Annotated in this window: 13 protein-coding genes; 9 read left to right on the top strand and 4 right to left on the bottom strand. The window is 61.6% G+C overall.

The annotated features are described in order from the left end of the window. Positions 1–3: 3 nt before the first annotated feature. The 6 genes from EDD52_RS12975 to EDD52_RS13000 all read left to right on the top strand — a co-directional run bounded on the left by EDD52_RS12975 (position 4) and on the right by EDD52_RS13000 (position 6547). Positions 4–1386 (top strand): aldehyde dehydrogenase family protein, encoded by a 1383-nt coding sequence (locus EDD52_RS12975; protein WP_132245614.1) that lies wholly within the window; start codon positions 4–6, stop codon positions 1384–1386. Continuing rightward, positions 1383–2528, top strand: a complete 1146-nt coding sequence (locus EDD52_RS12980) for an iron-containing alcohol dehydrogenase (protein ID WP_132245616.1) — start codon at positions 1383–1385, stop codon at positions 2526–2528. The genes EDD52_RS12975 and EDD52_RS12980 overlap by 4 nt, the downstream gene beginning before the upstream one ends. A 90-nt stretch (positions 2529–2618) precedes the next feature. Beyond that, positions 2619–3680 (top strand): extracellular solute-binding protein, encoded by a 1062-nt coding sequence (locus EDD52_RS12985; RefSeq protein ID WP_132245618.1) that lies wholly within the window; start codon positions 2619–2621, stop codon positions 3678–3680. 59 nt (positions 3681–3739) lie between these two features. Beyond that, positions 3740–4837 (top strand): ABC transporter ATP-binding protein, encoded by a 1098-nt coding sequence (locus EDD52_RS12990; protein ID WP_132245620.1) that lies wholly within the window; start codon positions 3740–3742, stop codon positions 4835–4837. Continuing rightward, positions 4834–5691, top strand: coding sequence for an ABC transporter permease (locus EDD52_RS12995; RefSeq protein ID WP_132245622.1), 858 nt, complete (start codon positions 4834–4836; stop codon positions 5689–5691). Before EDD52_RS12990 ends, EDD52_RS12995 begins: the two co-directional genes overlap by 4 nt. Before the next feature lie 4 nt (positions 5692–5695). Beyond that, positions 5696–6547: an ABC transporter permease gene (locus tag EDD52_RS13000; RefSeq protein WP_132245624.1), complete on the top strand. Its 852-nt coding sequence runs from the start codon at positions 5696–5698 to the stop codon at positions 6545–6547. Positions 6548–6651: 104 nt separating this feature from the next. Here the strand turns inward: EDD52_RS13000 and EDD52_RS13005 are convergent, their stop codons facing one another. From EDD52_RS13005 to EDD52_RS13020, 4 genes are all read right to left on the bottom strand, one after another. After that, positions 6652–8535, bottom strand: coding sequence for an acyl-CoA synthetase (locus EDD52_RS13005; protein ID WP_132245626.1), 1884 nt, complete (start codon positions 8533–8535; stop codon positions 6652–6654). A gap of 244 nt (positions 8536–8779) precedes the next feature. After that, positions 8780–10579 (bottom strand): ABC transporter transmembrane domain-containing protein, encoded by a 1800-nt coding sequence (locus EDD52_RS13010; protein ID WP_132245628.1) that lies wholly within the window; start codon positions 10577–10579, stop codon positions 8780–8782. 131 nt (positions 10580–10710) lie between these two features. Further along, positions 10711–10947 carry a DUF2842 domain-containing protein gene (locus EDD52_RS13015; protein WP_132245630.1) on the bottom strand — a complete coding sequence of 79 codons (237 nt, stop codon included), beginning with the start codon at positions 10945–10947 and terminating at the stop codon, positions 10711–10713. Beyond that, positions 10947–12242, bottom strand: a complete 1296-nt coding sequence (locus EDD52_RS13020; RefSeq protein WP_132245632.1) for an adenylosuccinate synthase — start codon at positions 12240–12242, stop codon at positions 10947–10949. Before EDD52_RS13020 ends, EDD52_RS13015 begins: the two co-directional genes overlap by 1 nt. A gap of 125 nt (positions 12243–12367) precedes the next feature. On the opposite strand from EDD52_RS13020, the gene EDD52_RS13025 reads away from it, so the two are divergent. The 3 genes from EDD52_RS13025 (at position 12368) to EDD52_RS13035 (ending at position 15165) form a co-directional block, all read left to right on the top strand. After that, positions 12368–12763, top strand: a complete 396-nt coding sequence (locus tag EDD52_RS13025) for a DUF6524 family protein (protein ID WP_132245634.1) — start codon at positions 12368–12370, stop codon at positions 12761–12763. Positions 12764–12985: 222 nt separating this feature from the next. Beyond that, positions 12986–13363: a preprotein translocase subunit SecG gene (secG, locus tag EDD52_RS13030; RefSeq protein ID WP_132245636.1), complete on the top strand. Its 378-nt coding sequence runs from the start codon at positions 12986–12988 to the stop codon at positions 13361–13363. A 158-nt stretch (positions 13364–13521) separates the two neighbouring features. Continuing rightward, positions 13522–15165, top strand: coding sequence for a CTP synthase (locus EDD52_RS13035; protein WP_132245638.1), 1644 nt, complete (start codon positions 13522–13524; stop codon positions 15163–15165). The last annotated feature ends 536 nt before the right edge of the window (positions 15166–15701 follow it).

Raw genomic sequence — 15701 nt, forward strand, 5'->3', positions numbered from 1 at the left:
GACGTGGGTCAGACATTGAAGTGCATCTCTCCGATCGACGGTTCCGTCTATGCGGAGCGGGACGTGCTGGAATTTACGCAAGCGCGAGAGAAGGTCGCGGCGATGCGCGCGGCGCAAGCCGAATGGGCGGCGCGGCCGTTGCAGGAACGCATAGATCTCGTGATGGCCGGGGTGGCCGCGATAGGCGAAATGAACGATCTGGTCGTCCCGGAACTGGCGCGCATGATGGGCCGCCCGGTGCGCTATGGCGGCGAATTCAGCGGGTTCAACGAACGCGCCAGCCACATGGCGGCAATTGCCCAAACATCCTTGGCGGATATCGAGGTGGGCGAGGACGAAACGTTCAAACGCTATATCAAGCGGTTGCCACATGGGGCGGTGCTGGTCGTGGCGCCCTGGAATTATCCCTACATGACGGCGATCAACACGGTCGCGCCTGCGCTGATTGCAGGCAATGTCGTGCTGTTGAAGCACGCCACACAGACGCTGCTGGTGGGCGAGCGCATGGCGCAGGCGTTCCAGCAGGCGGGCGTGCCTGCCGATGTGTTCGACAACGCCTTTTTGGATCACGACACGACTTTCCAACTGATCGCGGCCAAGTCCTTTGACTTCATCAACTTCACCGGATCGGTCGGTGGCGGGCAGCAGATGGAGCGTGCAGCCGCGGGCACCTTCACGGGCGTCGCGACAGAGCTGGGCGGCAAGGATCCCGGCTATGTCATGGAGGACGCCGATCTGGATGCGGCGGTCGATACACTGATCGACGGCGCGATGTTCAACTCTGGCCAGTGCTGCTGCGGGATCGAGCGGATCTACGTCCATGAAAGCCTGTTTGATGCCTTCCTTGAAAAGGCGTTGAAAATCGTGCGGGGCTACAAGCTGGGCAACCCTCTGGATGAAGCGACAACGCTTGGCCCGATGGCGCATGTGCGTTTTGCCAATGAGGTTCGCGCGCAGATCGCAGAGGCTGTCGCGGCAGGGGCCACCGCGCATATCGACACATTTGCCGAGGATGACGGGGGCGCTTACCTCACGCCGCAGATCCTGACCGGCGTCACCCATGACATGCGGGTGATGCGCGACGAAAGCTTTGGCCCCGTCGTTGGCATCATGCCCGTCAAGGACGATGCCGAAGCGATCGCGTTGATGAATGACAGTGACTTTGGCCTGACCGCGAGCCTTTGGACGCAAGATATCGAACGTGCGCAGCGTGTTGGCGATCAGATCGAAACCGGCACGGTGTTCATGAACCGGGCCGACTACCTTGACCCCGGCCTGTGCTGGACAGGCTGCAAGAATACCGGACGAGGAGGGGGGCTGTCCGTGATCGGCTATCACAACCTGACCCGCCCGAAATCCTACCATCTCAAGAAGGTGACGACATGAGCCTGACCGGAAACTGGTCCTACCCCACAGCCATCAAGTTCGGCGCAGGCCGGATCGCCGAATTGCCCGAGGCCTGCGCGCAGGCGGGCATGTCCCGCCCCTTGCTGGTGACCGACAAGGGGCTGGCGGATCTGCCGATTACGGCGCAAGCACTGGATATTCTGGATGCGGCCGGGCTTGGCCGGGCTGTGTTCTCGGATGTCGATCCAAACCCGAATGAAAAGAACCTCGACGCCGGTGTGCAGGCCTATCTGGCAGGCGGCCATGACGGGGTGATTGCCTTTGGTGGCGGCTCCGGCCTGGATCTGGGCAAGATGGTGGCCTTCATGGCGGGGCAGGCACGGCCCGTCTGGGATTTCGAGGATATCGGCGATTGGTGGACCCGTGCCGATGCCGACAAGATCGCCCCGATCATCGCAGTGCCGACAACGGCCGGCACGGGCAGTGAGGTGGGGCGCGCCAGTGTCATCACCAATTCCGAGAGCCATGTGAAAAAGATCATCTTTCACCCCAAGGTATTGCCGACGGTGGTGATCTGCGATCCAGAACTGACCGTTGGCATGCCCAAATTCATCACGGCCGGCACGGGCCTTGATGCCTTTGCCCATTGTGTCGAGGCGTTCAGCAGCCCGTTCTATCACCCGATGAGCCAAGGGATTGCGCTGGAAGGCATGCGGCTGGTCGTGGAATACCTGCCGCGCGCCTATGCGGATGGTTCGGATATCGAGGCGCGCGCGCAGATGATGAGTGCGGCGGCCATGGGGGCCACGGCCTTCCAGAAGGGTCTGGGGGCGATCCACGCGCTGAGCCATCCGATTGGTGCCGTGTTCAATACCCATCACGGTACGACAAACGCCGTCTGCATGCCCGCCGTGCTGGAGCTGAACGCGCCGATGATTGCCGACCGCTTTGACCGCGCGGCCAGCTATATCGGGGTAAAGGGCGGCTTTGACGGGTTCCGCAACTTCGTGCAGGACTTCAACGACAGTTTTGCCATTCCGCGCAAACTGTCAGAGATGGGGGCCACGCGCGACCGGATCGACGATCTGGTGCCGATGGCTCTTGCCGATCCGTCCTGCGGCGGTAATCCTGTCGCCCTGACGCAAACCAATATGCGCGCCCTTTTTGAGGCCGTGATCTGAAGTGTCATGACTTTGTGACCTGTCACACCTAGGGACGCAGGCAAGGCCCTCTGGCCTCTTGCACCGAATAAACAACCGGGAGAAAAGAAAATGAAAACTCAACTTCTTATGGCGACGACGGCGCTTGCCGTAACGTTTGGCGCAGGCGCGCAGGCCGATACGCTGCGCCTGCTGACCTGGGGTGGCTACGCGCCAGAAGATGTGGTTGCCAAGTTCGAGGAACAGACCGGCCACACGGTCGAGGTGACAAAATCCAATAACGAGGAAATGATCGCCAAGCTGCGTGCGACAGGTGGCGGCGGGTTCGATCTGGCCCAGCCCAGCCAGGACCGGATTGCAGGCCCGCAGGCGGAATTCGGGATCTACAAACCGATGGACCTGTCCAAGATCAACGCGGATCTGTTCATCCCGTCCATGCTGGACGCCACCAAGGCCAACACCACCGTCGATGGCGAGGTTTACGGTGTCCCGCATGTCTGGGGCACCTCCGGGCTGGTGGTGAACACGGCAGAGGCGGGCTCGGTCAAGGATTACACGGACCTGTGCAGCGAAGACGTTGCGGGCAAGGTGTCCTACCGTCTGAAACGCCCCACGCTGATCGGGTTTGCCTTCGCGATGGGCGAGGATCCGTTCGCCGCATATGGCGATCCTGCGAAATACGAAGAGATCATGGGCAAGGTCGAAGAGGCCCTGATCGCGTGCAAACCCAATGTGAAGACCTATTGGGGCGGCGGCGACGAGTTGATGGGGCTGGTGCGGTCCGGCGAGGTTGTGGCGTCCATGGCATGGGACACGGGCGGCTGGAAGCTGAACGAAGACAACCCCGATGTGACCTTTGTGGCGCCTGCCTCCGGCGCACTGGGCTGGGTTGATACCTTTGCGCTGCCCGCCAAGGGCAAGGCCGATGACGTGGCCTATGAATGGATCAACTTCGTCATGCAGCCCGAGATTGCCGCGATGATCACGGCCGCTGCTGGCAACTTCACCGCGTCCCAAGGCGCGGACGAGTTCGCCTCGGACGCGTTGAAAGCCCGCTATCAGGCCAGCTTCCCGCCGGAAGCCATTGACAACATCAAATGGTATCCGCCGGTTCCTGCCGGTCTTGAAGTGATCGAAGGCGGCGTTCTGGACCGCGTCAAAGCCGCCAACTGATCTGAAACCAGCGGCACCCGGGCAGAGGCTCGGGTGCCGTCACTTCGAACGGATCCCGTATGACTTTCGATCTTGAATGCCGCAATCTGACCAAGCGTTTCGGGGGCACGACCGCTGTTGATGACGTGTCCTTTGAGGTGCCGAGCGGGTCGTTCTTTTCGATCCTCGGCCCGTCGGGCTGTGGCAAGACGACGATCATGCGGATGATCGCGGGATTTCTGGAGCCAAGCTCTGGCGATATCCTGATCCGGGGCAAATCGGTCCTGGATGTGCCGCCCAACAAGCGGCCGGTCAACATGGTGTTCCAGCATCTGGCGCTGTTCCCGATGATGAACATTGCTGAAAATATCGGCTACGGCCTGCGCCGTCAGGGCATGGGCAAGGCCCAGATCGCCGTGAAGGTCGACGAGGCGCTGGAGCGGATCGGCCTGCCGGGCATTGGCAACCGCAAGGTCGACGAGCTGTCAGGCGGACAGAAACAGCGCGTCGCCATCGCACGCTGCATGGTTCTGGAGCCAGATGTGCTGTTGCTGGATGAACCTCTGGGTGCGCTGGATCTGAAGCTGCGCGAACGCATGAAGGTTGAACTGAAGACGCTTCAGGCCGCGTTTGACACCACATTTGTCTATATCACGCATGATCAGTCCGAAGCGCTGGTGATGTCCGACACAATCGCCGTGATGAACGAGGGCCGGTTCGAACAGATGGGCAGCGGGCGGGATCTGTATTACCGCCCTGCAAGCGCCTTTGTCGCGGGCTTCGTGGGTGACAGCAACCGCTGGGCCGGGCGGATCGAACGGGCCGAGGGCAACGTCATGCAGGTGCAGACCGATAGTGGCTTGTCGATGCGCGCCGCCGCCCATGGCCGTCCTTTGGCTGTCGGGGACCGTGCGCAGGTCTTCGTGCGCCCCGAGGCCATTCGCATCAGCCGTGCCGGTGCTGATCTGGCGCATTTTGACAATCACATGGCAGGCAAGGTCACGAACCTTCTGTTCAACGGCGCAGCCAGCCGCATCGTCGTGGCGGCGGGGGCCGAAGAGATCGAGGTGAACCTGCCGCAATCAGGCGAATTTGCCGACCTCTCCGAAGGCGACTCCGTTCAGATCGGCTGGGCCGGGGATCAGGGCAACTGCTTTGCCGAAGGACCTGCCGCATGAAGAACGGTGCGCGCATTGGCCTGGCCCTTCTTCTTATGCCCATGCTGTTGTGGCTGAGCCTGCTGATCGTGATCCCGCATATCGACATGTTCCTTGTATCCTTGCGCGAACGCGTGGGGGTGGGCGAATACCAGATATCCTTCGCCAATTACCTGACCTTCTTTCAGGAACCGCTCTACCTGTGGACATTCCTGCGCACGGCGGTGATGTCCATCCTGGCCACGATCATCACCCTGCTGATCGCCTTCCCGGTCAGCTATTTCATCGCCAAGATCGCGCGCGGGCGTACGCGCTCTGCGCTGTTTCTGCTTTGCCTCGTGCCGTTCTGGGTGTCCGAACTGGTACGCACCTTCGGCTGGATGATCCTGCTGCGCGAGACCGGCATCCTTTCGAACCTCTTGCAATGGGCGGGGCTGGTCAGCGGCCCGGTCGAGATGTTGTATAACGATGCCGCCATCATGGTGGGGCTGGTCTATACGTCGATGCTGTTCATGGTGGTCCCGCTGGTCACGACGCTGGAAAGCCTGCCGGACGAGGTGATCGAGGCGGGCTATGATCTGGGCGGCACGAATACCAGCGTGATGCGAGAGATCGTGATCCCCCATGCCGCCCCCGGCATTGTGTCCGGCAGCATCGTGGTCTTCATGCTGAGCCTTGGCAATTACCTGACCCCCACGATGCTGGGCGGCAAGGACAGCCTGTGGTTCACGGAGCTGATCTATTCGCAGTTCATCGTGCGCTTCAACTGGGAGCTGGGGGCAGCCTTCGGCTTCATGCTGCTGCTACTTTCATCGCTGATTGTCTGGGGGATGCTGCGGCTGACCGGGCAGACGCTTGAACGGACAATGGGGTGAGGCGATGATTCCTTCGATCCCGCAACCAACCGCATTGCGCGCCGCATATGTGGCCTATATCGCGGTCTTCTTCACCTTCCTCGCATTGCCCTTGGTGGTGGTCGCGGTCTTTGCGTTCAACGACAGCCAGTTCCCGTCCCTGCCGTGGGAGGGATTTACCTGGGGCTGGTTCTTTGGTTCCGAGCGCCCGATGATCGGGGTCTTTCATGAACGCGGCATCCTGCGCGCCATCGGGACATCGGCATTCGTGGCCGTTGGAGTATCGCTACTGGCCGTGGCGGTCGGTCTGTCCAATGCCTTCCTGTTCAACCGTTACCGGTTTCGCGGGCAGGGCATCCTTTACATCTTCATGCTGCTGCCACTGGTGGTGCCGGGGATCGTCTTGGGGATTTCAATCCTCGTCTTTTCCAGCCGCGTGGCCAACGGGCTGTGGGACATCGCGGAATGGGATGTCGAGGCGCTGCGGCCCGGTCTGACATTGGTCATCCTCGGGCAGTTTTCGTTCATTGCGACCATTGCAACACTCGTGATCGCAGCGCGCCTGCAAAAGTTTGACCGCAGCCTTGAAGAGGCGGCGATGAACCTTGGCGCAGGGCGGCTGGTTGCGGTGCGCACCGTGACCTTGCCCTATCTCACGCCCGCATTGATCGGCGCCTTTGTCGTGGCGTTTCTGATGAGCTTTGAGAATTTCAACACGACGTTGATGTTGGTGGGGTCCGACGCGCCGCTGACAATCGCGATGTTCGACCGGCTGAAAGAGGGCTCGACCCCTTTGCTCAATGCCGTGTCGCTGCTGCTGATGCTCGGCTCCTCGCTGCTGGCCCTGGTGATGATCGCGTTTCAGCGCAAAGCGTAGCCTGCATAGGCGGAAGAGGGGCGGCAGACCGTCGCCCTGATCTTACTGTCGAGCCCACGGGGCGTGCCCGAGGCTCGACAGAACTGGGTTGGGCAGGTCGGGCGTCAGGATTTCGCCCATTCCCAGGGGCGCGTGAAGTTGCCCAGAACCTCGCCCACAGACGCATCATCGGATCCGTTCGCGACGAGTTCCGCAACCAGCCCGCGCTTCTTGTCATCGATGACCGCGACTACGCGCGCCTCCAGCCCCGCCTCTTTCAAGGCGGCGTTATAGACCCTTGTGATGGCCATCTTGCGCAGATCCGGTTTGAACACCTTGCCAACGGCCGTCTTGGGCAATTCGGGCAGGATGGTCATGTGCTTGGGGCGTGCGGCGCGTTCATGCACATGGATGTTGCAATGCGCGATCAGTTCCTCTTCGGTGACCACTGCACCGCCGACAAGCTCGACAAATCCGCAAGGCAACTCGCCGACGCGCGCGTCAGGCTGGCCGATCGCCCCGGCAAAGGCCACGGCGGGATGCGCCAGCAGCGCTTCTTCGATCTCTGCGGGGTCGATATTGTGCCCGCCACGGATGATCAGATCCTTCGCGCGCCCGGTGATCCAAAGATACCCGTCCGCATCGATCCGCCCCAGATCGCCCGTGCGCAAGAAACGCTCGTGGTAAAAAAGGTCCTTGTTCTTGACCTCTTCCGTATAGGTGCTGCCCGCGAAAACGCCCGGATTGGCGACGCAGATTTCGCCAACCTCGTCGACGCCGCATTTCGTCAACCCGTCCGGCCCGGCCTTGAGAATACGCACCTCCGTATGCGGGAAGGGAATGCCGACAGAGCCGACCTTCTTTTCGCCATCCGGCGGGTTGCAGGACACAAGGCAGGTCGCCTCTGTCAGCCCGTAGCCTTCCACGATGGTCACGCCAGAGGCTTCCTCGAACCGCCGGAAGAGTTCCAGCGGAAGCGGGGCAGAGCCGGAAAACGCGCTCTTGACCGACGAGATGTCGGCATCGACCGGGCGTTGCATCAGGGCGGAAAGCGCTGTGGGCACGGTGATGATGAAGCTGATCTGCCAGCGCTCGATCAGTTTCCAGAAATTGTCGAACACGCCCTCGCCGCGATAGCCCTGCGGGGTGGGGAACACCACATGCGCGCCAGAGGCCAGCGCCGCCATCAGGATGACGTGGCATGCAAAGACGTGGAACAGGGGCAAGGGACACATGATGTTGTCCTGTTCAGAGAACAGCAACCGATGCCCCAGCCAGCCATTGTAGATCATGCCGGAATACTGGTGCTGCGCGACTTTCGGCATGCCCGTCGTGCCGCCCGTATGGAAATAGGCGCCGACGCGGTCACTGGTGCTGTCCGCGAAATCCAGACTGCGGTTCTGCTTGGCCATTTCCTTGTGGAAAGACTTTACATCCGCATGGTGATTGCCGGAATTTTTCGGGCGGATCATTGGCACGATCCACGACTTTGGCGGCGTCAGGTAGCGGTTGAGGTCAATCTCCAGCACGGTGTGGACATGCGGCGCGTGGCGGACGGCCTCTGCCATCTTCTGCGCAAGATCCGTTTTTGGGAACGCGCGCAGGGTCACAACCACCTTGGCGTCGGTTTCCCGCAGGATGGCACCGATCTGCTCGGGTTCGAGCAGCGGATTGATCGGGTTGGCAATACCCGCAACCATCGCCCCAAGCAGGGTAACAATGGTTTCATTACAATTGGGTAGCACATAGGCCACCACGTCATTTTCACCGATCTTCAAAGAGCGGAAGAGATTGGCCGCCTGACAGACCTGCGCGCGCAATTCCGACCAGCTGAGGGTTTCAGCCTTGTCCTTGGGCCCGGAGGTCAGCTGGTAGCTGACGGCCGGTCGGTCCGGAAACGCTGTGGCGGTCTTGTCCAGCAGACCGAAAATCGTCTTGGGAAGGTCGCGTTCCCCCCATGCACATTCACCTTCGATCGCATCGCGATCCGCCATGGATGCAAAACTCATGACCGCTCCTCCCATTTCCGTCCCAGCCCCACATTGCAAGAGAAGCGTGACCTCGCGCAAGCCCGCGACTTTACCAGCGACGTTGCGGAAGCCGGCGTTCTGACGCGACGTTCAAAAGGCAGTTGCCATACCATCGGAAAATGCCGCGCGCCGCTTTGGGTGTTTGCTTGCGATCTGTCCTCAGGGCGGGCAAGCGGAAAACGCGCTCGACCGGGAAATCTTGCGCCAGAATTCTCCCGAACCTTTATTCAGCGGCCACACCATCGGTGAACTGAAGCCGCGCGAGACGGGCGTAAAGACCGCCCTCGGCCACCAGCGCATCATGCGGTCCCGAGGCCACGATGCGGCCATGATCCATCACGACGATCCGGTCAGCCTTTTTCACCGTGGCGAGCCTGTGGGCGACGATGACGGTCGTGCGCCCGCGTGCCAGCTTGTCCACCGCGGCCTGCACCAGACGCTCGCTCTCGGCATCCAGTGCGCTGGTCGCTTCGTCCAGCAGCAAGACAGGCGCGTCGCGCAGGATTGCCCTGGCAATGGCGATACGCTGCTTCTGGCCGCCTGACAGCATCACGCCGCGTTCGCCCAGGTAAGTGTCATACCCGTCGGGCAGGGCACGGATGAAATCATCCGCCGCTGCGGTGCGGGCCGCGGCCTCTATCTCGGCATCGGTCGCATCGGGACGGCCAAAGCGGATATTTTCGCGCGCTGAGGCGGCAAAGATCACCGGGTCCTGCGGCACGAGTGCTATGGACTGTCTGAAATCGGCCCGCTTTGCGCTGGCAAGGTCGACGCCGTCCAGTGTCACCTTCCCGATGTCGGGATCATAGAACCGCTGGATCAGTTGAATGACGGTCGTCTTCCCTGCGCCCGAAGGGCCAACAAGGGCCACCGTCTCGCCGGGATTGATCGTCAGGTCCACGCCCTCAAGCGCAGGTGTCTCGGGGCGGGCAGGGTAGTTGAAATGCACATTGTCGAAACAAATCTCGCCGCGCACCTTGGTGGGCATTGTCACCGGCGTTGCGGGATCATTGACCGTATCGACCGTTTCCAGCAATTCAACCAGACGTTCGGTTGCGCCCGCCGCGCGCTGCAATTCCCCGAAGATTTCGGAGAGGGCCGCAACAGAGCCTGCGACCATGACCGAGTAGATCACGAATTGCACAAGCGCACCGGCGCTCATCTCGCCCGCGCGCACATCCCACGCCCCGATCCAAAGCACACCGACCACGCCGCTGAACACCAGAAAGATGACGATCATTGTCATCTGGGCGCGGGTGAAGATCCGCTTTCGCGCCGCGTCAAAGCTTTTTTCCGTGACCTCGGCAAAGGCGGCGCGGTTGATGTCTTCATGGGTGAAGGCCTGCACGGTCTGCACAGACAGCAGCGCCTCTGATGCATTGCCGGAAGAGGCTGCGATCCAGTCCTGATTTTCGCGGCTGAGAACGCGCATCCTGCGGCCCAGCGTCAGAATCGGCACGACGACAAGCGGCACGATCAGCAGCACGAGACCGGTCAGCTTGGCCGAGGTGAACAGCATCAGCACCAGCCCGCCCGAGAAAATCAGCATGTTGCGCAGCGCGATCGAGATGGACGAGCCGATGACCGACAGGATCAGGGTCGTATCGGTGGTGATCCGGCTCAGAACCTCTCCGGTCATGACCTTCTCGTAGAAGGCGGGGCTCATGCCGATGACACGGTCGAACACGGCCTTGCGAATATCCGCGACGACCCGTTCGCCAAGTCGCGTAACAAGCGCGTAGCGCAGCGCGGTGCCAACGGCCAGTAGCGCCGCAATCCCGAGCGCCGCCGCGAAATACAGGTCCAGCAGTGCGCCGTCCTGGGTGTTGAAATTGTCCACCACGCGGCGCACGGCCATCGGCAGGGCAAGCGACACGGCTGATGTCAGTATCAGCGCCAGAACGGCCGCCACCAGCAACAGCTTGTATGGCGACAGGAACGGCCAAAGCCGGGACAGCACACCCAGCCGACGCGATTTCGCGCGCTCAGGCTCTCCGGGGGCTGGAACGGGTGCTCGGGCCATGGTCTCTCCTCGTCACGACGGTCCGGGCTTTCTTGCCGCCCGGACCGGTTGGGTCAAGTGTCGTGTTGTCCCGCCAGGCCTGGCGGGCAGGGCAATGCGGGGCATTGCGCATGGCCCGGATAGCGGCCATTTCAGCGATTGTCGTCATCCTCGCGCGCTTCCGGGTCGGCCTGTCCGACCCCGCGAAAGACAAATCGGAACGGCAGTGCCCAGAGAAAGCCCAAGCCCACATAGATCGCAAGCTCGACCAGAACAGACGGCCGGTCGAGCATGTTCACCAGCGTCACGGCCACCATGATGTAAAGCGGCAGGCCGATCAGCAGGATCACCAAAGACCAGCGCCGGCGCGCCTTGTACGACAGGGCCATCAGTCGGCGAACGGGTCTGTGACGAGGATCGAATCCTCGCGTTCCGGCGAGGTCGAAAGCATCGCCACAGGGCAATCGATAAGCTCTTCGACCCGGCGGACATACTTGATCGCATTCGCAGGCAGGTCTGCCCAGCGACGCGCACCTTCGGTCGATTCCGACCAGCCCGGCACCTCTTCATAGATCGGCTTGCAGCGGTTCTGCTGGTCGGCGGCGGTGGGCAGATAGTCCAGTACCTCGCCGTCCAGATCATACCCGGTGCAGATCTTCAGCGTGTCGAACCCGTCCAGCACGTCCAGCTTGGTCAGCGCGATGCCTTTGACCCCGGAAGTGGCACAGGTCTGGCGCACCAATGCGGCATCGAACCAGCCGCAACGGCGTTTGCGGCCCGTCGTTGTGCCAAACTCGTGGCCGCGCTCGCCCAGACGCTGGCCATCGGCGTCGTCCAGTTCGGTCGGGAAGGGGCCTTCGCCGACGCGGGTGGTGTAGGCTTTGACGATTCCCAGCACGTAATCGATCGCGCCGGGCCCGATGCCGACACCGGTCGCGGCCTGTCCGGCGATCACATTGGAAGAGGTCACGAACGGGTAGGTGCCAAAGTCGATATCCAGAAGCGCGCCCTGTGCGCCTTCGAACAGCACGCGTTTGCCCGCCTTGCGCTTGTCGTTCAGCACTTTCCAGACCGGGGCCGCGTAGGGAAGGATCTGCGGCGCGATTTCGCGCAGCTGGGTGATCAGGGCATCGCGGTCGACCGGCTCGATTCCCAGCCCCTTGCGCAGGGGATCATGGTGCTGAAGCGCACGGTCCACGCGGGCCTCCAGCGTGGCCGCGTCTGCCAGATCCGCGACGCGGACGGAACGGCGACCAACCTTGTCCTCGTAGGCCGGGCCGATGCCACGGCCCGTCGTGCCGATCTTGGTGCCCTTGCTGGCGGCCTCTTCGCGCGCCCGGTCCAGCTCGCCATGAATGGGAAGAATCAGCGGTGTGTTCTCGGCGATCATCAGCGTTTCGGGCGTGATCTCGACGCCCTGTTCGCGAACGGTGGCGATCTCGCCGATCAGATGCCAGGGGTCCAGCACCACGCCGTTGCCGATGACGCTCAGCTTGCCGCCGCGCACCACGCCAGAGGGCAGCGCGTGAAGCTTGTAGACAGTTCCGTCGATGACAAGCGTGTGGCCCGCATTGTGGCCGCCCTGAAAGCGCGCGATCACGTCGGCCCGCTCTGACAGCCAGTCAACGATCTTGCCCTTGCCTTCGTCCCCCCATTGCGCACCGACGACGACTACATTGGCCATGCTCGACCCTTCCGATTGAGATTGCAAACCCGCGTCGATATAGCCATTGCCGAAGCCGAGGGGAACCGCGAATTTGCGCAGGCAGGCGCGACGGATCGGCGCGACAAGGATGGAAAGGGCAGTTGATGGGCTTTGTCATACGTTGGGTCTTTGCCTTCGGGTTGCTGGCCGCGACCTTCAATCCGACGCAGTGGAACTATGTCCGCTGGGCACAGGCAGAGTACGACGTGCAGCTTCCGCTGGTGGTGCTGCTGGGCCTGATCCTGCTGGTGGGCTACATCATTTACCTGCGGGCCACGCTGCGTTCCATTGGCGGATTCGGCATGGCGCTGGTCCTTTCGATCGTGGCCGCACTGATCTGGGTACTCTATGATTACGGTGTGCTGGATCTTTCCAACCGCGACTTCACGGTCTGGATCGGCTTGCTTGCGCTGTCCTTCGTGCTGGGAATTGGCCTGAGCTGGAGTCTCGTGCGCCGCAAGCTGTCGGGTCAGGCAGATGTGGATGACGTCGACGAATAAGCCTGCCCCAGACGCGATGCGCCGGTCAGAGCATAAAACCCGTCCAATCTTTAGAACATCCGGCCCGCGTGGCCCGTGGGCGCGGGTTTACCAAATGCCTGTGAAGCGCCCCGGATTCGCTGGCGTTGCGGCAATTGCCGCCAAAGCATGCACAAGGCGGGTTGCGGCAGCGCGCGGATTTGCATAGATACGCCCGGAACAAGCGAACAGGTCACCGCGCTCATGGAAAACGTCGTTCTCATCATCCACCTCCTCCTGGCGCTCGCGCTGATCGGGGTTGTGCTGCTGCAACGCTCCGAAGGGGGCGGTCTCGGCATGGGCGGCGGCGGCGGTGGGGCCATGACGGGCCGCGCGGCGGCAACAGCCATGGGCAAGATGACCTGGATTCTGGCAATTGCTTTCATCATCACCTCGATCACGTTGACGGTGATCGCCGCTGAGAAATCTGCAGGCGCCTCGGTCATCGATCGCCTTGGCGGCGGTTCGGCATCGACCGATGCGGTGGATGATGACAACACGGTGCCCGGCCTCGGCGATATCGACACGCTTCTCCCGCCCCCGGTCGGGGATGATGCGCCACTGACGCCGAAAGCCGACTAACCACTATCGGTTGAGTAAGGAGAGCATGCCGCAACAGCATCTTGCGGTATGCGTTGCCAAGCGTGGTCGAATCCTCTTATAATGAAGTCCCGTGATGCTGCGGCAGAAATCTGCTGTCGTGGGCACCAGAAATTCTAACAATCACGGGGTTCGCCGCCATGGCACGTTTCATCTTCATCACCGGCGGTGTTGTTTCCTCACTTGGCAAAGGACTGGCCTCTGCAGCCCTTGGCGCGTTGCTTCAGGCGCGCGGATTTTCCGTTCGCCTGCGCAAGCTTGACCCCTATCTCAACGTCGATCCCGGCACGATGTCGCCCTTTGAACATGGCGAGGTTTTCGTCACCGATGATGGCGCGGAAACCGACCTCGACCTTGGCCATTACGAGCGCTTTACCGGTGTGCCCGCGCGCAAGACCGATTCCATCTCCTCGGGCCGGATCTACACCAACGTGCTGGAAAAAGAGCGGCGCGGCGATTATCTGGGCAAAACCATTCAGGTCATCCCCCACGTCACGAACGAGATAAAGGACTTCATCTCCATCGGCGAGGATGAGGTTGATTTCATGCTCTGCGAGATCGGCGGCACCGTCGGCGACATTGAGGGGCTGCCCTTCTTCGAAGCCATCCGCCAGTTCAGCCAGGACAAACCCCGCGGCCAGTGCATCTTCATGCATCTGACGCTGTTGCCATGGCTCAAGGCGAGCGGTGAGCTGAAAACCAAGCCCACACAGCACTCCGTCAAGGAGCTGCGCTCCATTGGCCTCGCCCCCGACATCCTTGTTTGCCGCTCCGAAGGGCCGATCCCGGTCAAGGAGCGCGAGAAACTGGCGCTGTTCTGCAACGTCCGCCCCGATAGCGTGATCGCAGCGCAGGACCTCAAATCCATCTACGAGGCGCCGCTGGCCTATCACCGCGAGGGGCTGGATCAGGCCGTGCTCGACGCGTTCGGTATCAGCCCGGCGCCACGCCCGGATCTTACGCGCTGGGATGACGTCGCCGACCGGATCTACAACCCCGAGGGCGAGGTCAACGTCGCCATCGTCGGTAAATACACCCAGCTTGAGGACGCTTATAAATCCATCGCCGAGGCGCTGACTCACGGTGGCATGGCCAACCGCGTCAAGGTCAATGTCGAATGGGTCGATGCCGAGATTTTCGACCGCGAGGATCCCGGCCCCTATCTTGAAGGCTTCCACGCGATCCTCGTGCCCGGCGGCTTTGGCGAGCGCGGCACCGAGGGCAAGATAAAGGCCGCGCAATATGCCCGCGAACACAAGGTGCCCTATCTGGGTATCTGTCTGGGCATGCAGATGGCAGTGATCGAGGCCGCGCGCAATGTCGCGGGGCTTGCCACCGCAGGGTCCGAAGAATTCGACCACGAGGCTGGTAAAAAACGGTTTGAACCCGTCGTCTATCACCTCAAGGAATGGGTGCAGGGCAACGAGCGCGTCAACCGATCTGTCGCTGATGACAAGGGCGGTACGATGCGTCTGGGCGCCTATGATGCCGTGCTGAACGAGGGCAGCCGCGTCGCCAAGATCTACGGCACCACCACCATTGACGAGCGCCACCGCCACCGCTACGAGGTCGATATCCAGTACAAGGACAAGCTGGAAAAGGCCGGGCTGAAATTCTCGGGCATGAGCCCCGACGGCAAGCTGCCCGAAATCATCGAATGGCCCGATCACCCTTGGTTCATCGGCGTGCAATTCCACCCCGAGCTCAAATCCAAACCCTTCGATCCGCACCCCCTGTTCAAGGATTTTGTCAGGGCAGCCAAGGATGTCTCGCGGTTGGTTTAGAAAATGTTTTTGCCGAACATGATCTGGCGATCCAGATTGTTCGCGCCGCTGATGTTATGGCCCCCATTGGTTTTGTCTCGCCCACGGCGGAAGTCTAAGATAATCTTGCACATCGGACTTCACAAAACTGCAACCTCTTCTTTTCAGACGACCCTTCGCCGAAACGATTTCAGATTGGCGCGACGAGGCATTTGCTACCCGCTGACTGGCGCCAATCCACGGCGGCACGGATTGGCACGTCGCTGCGCGTCCAGCATGTCAGAGCGCGCTGAGCCGCCAGGCGGCGCCTATGCCACTTGGAAACGGTTGAACCGCCGTTTTACTGGGCTGGTTTGCGAACTTTCGCGAAACAGCGCTTGCGAAGATCTAGCCGAGCGTCCCGGTCTGCGCCTGCCCGGTGGGTTACCCTTTCGCAGGTTTGGGCATGCTTGTTTCCGGCCTGATGCGAGAGCGGCGGTGCAGGTGGGCGCCCATGTCGGTACATGCTGCGCGCGTCACGTGAAAGTGCGCCGCCCGTGATTGCGCGAATGTGCCTT

The organism is Primorskyibacter sedentarius, assembly GCF_004342065.1.
In the GTDB taxonomy this organism is placed as follows: domain Bacteria; phylum Pseudomonadota; class Alphaproteobacteria; order Rhodobacterales; family Rhodobacteraceae; genus Primorskyibacter; species Primorskyibacter sedentarius.

Excerpts from the sequence above, each read along its gene's own strand:
- EDD52_RS13000 (WP_132245624.1), top strand. The coding sequence starts at position 5,696 with ATGATTCCTTCGATCCCGCAACCAACCGCATTGCGCGCCGCATATGTG.
- EDD52_RS12995 (WP_132245622.1), top strand. The coding sequence starts at position 4,834 with ATGAAGAACGGTGCGCGCATTGGCCTGGCCCTTCTTCTTATGCCCATG.
- EDD52_RS12990 (WP_132245620.1), top strand. The coding sequence starts at position 3,740 with ATGACTTTCGATCTTGAATGCCGCAATCTGACCAAGCGTTTCGGGGGC.
- secG (WP_132245636.1), top strand. The coding sequence starts at position 12,986 with ATGGAAAACGTCGTTCTCATCATCCACCTCCTCCTGGCGCTCGCGCTG.
- EDD52_RS13035 (WP_132245638.1), top strand. The coding sequence starts at position 13,522 with ATGGCACGTTTCATCTTCATCACCGGCGGTGTTGTTTCCTCACTTGGC.
- EDD52_RS13020 (WP_132245632.1), bottom strand. The coding sequence starts at position 12,242 with ATGGCCAATGTAGTCGTCGTCGGTGCGCAATGGGGGGACGAAGGCAAG.
- EDD52_RS12985 (WP_132245618.1), top strand. The coding sequence starts at position 2,619 with ATGAAAACTCAACTTCTTATGGCGACGACGGCGCTTGCCGTAACGTTT.
- EDD52_RS13010 (WP_132245628.1), bottom strand. The coding sequence starts at position 10,579 with ATGGCCCGAGCACCCGTTCCAGCCCCCGGAGAGCCTGAGCGCGCGAAA.
- EDD52_RS12980 (WP_132245616.1), top strand. The coding sequence starts at position 1,383 with ATGAGCCTGACCGGAAACTGGTCCTACCCCACAGCCATCAAGTTCGGC.
- EDD52_RS13025 (WP_132245634.1), top strand. The coding sequence starts at position 12,368 with ATGGGCTTTGTCATACGTTGGGTCTTTGCCTTCGGGTTGCTGGCCGCG.
- EDD52_RS13015 (WP_132245630.1), bottom strand. The coding sequence starts at position 10,947 with ATGGCCCTGTCGTACAAGGCGCGCCGGCGCTGGTCTTTGGTGATCCTG.
- EDD52_RS13005 (WP_132245626.1), bottom strand. The coding sequence starts at position 8,535 with ATGAGTTTTGCATCCATGGCGGATCGCGATGCGATCGAAGGTGAATGT.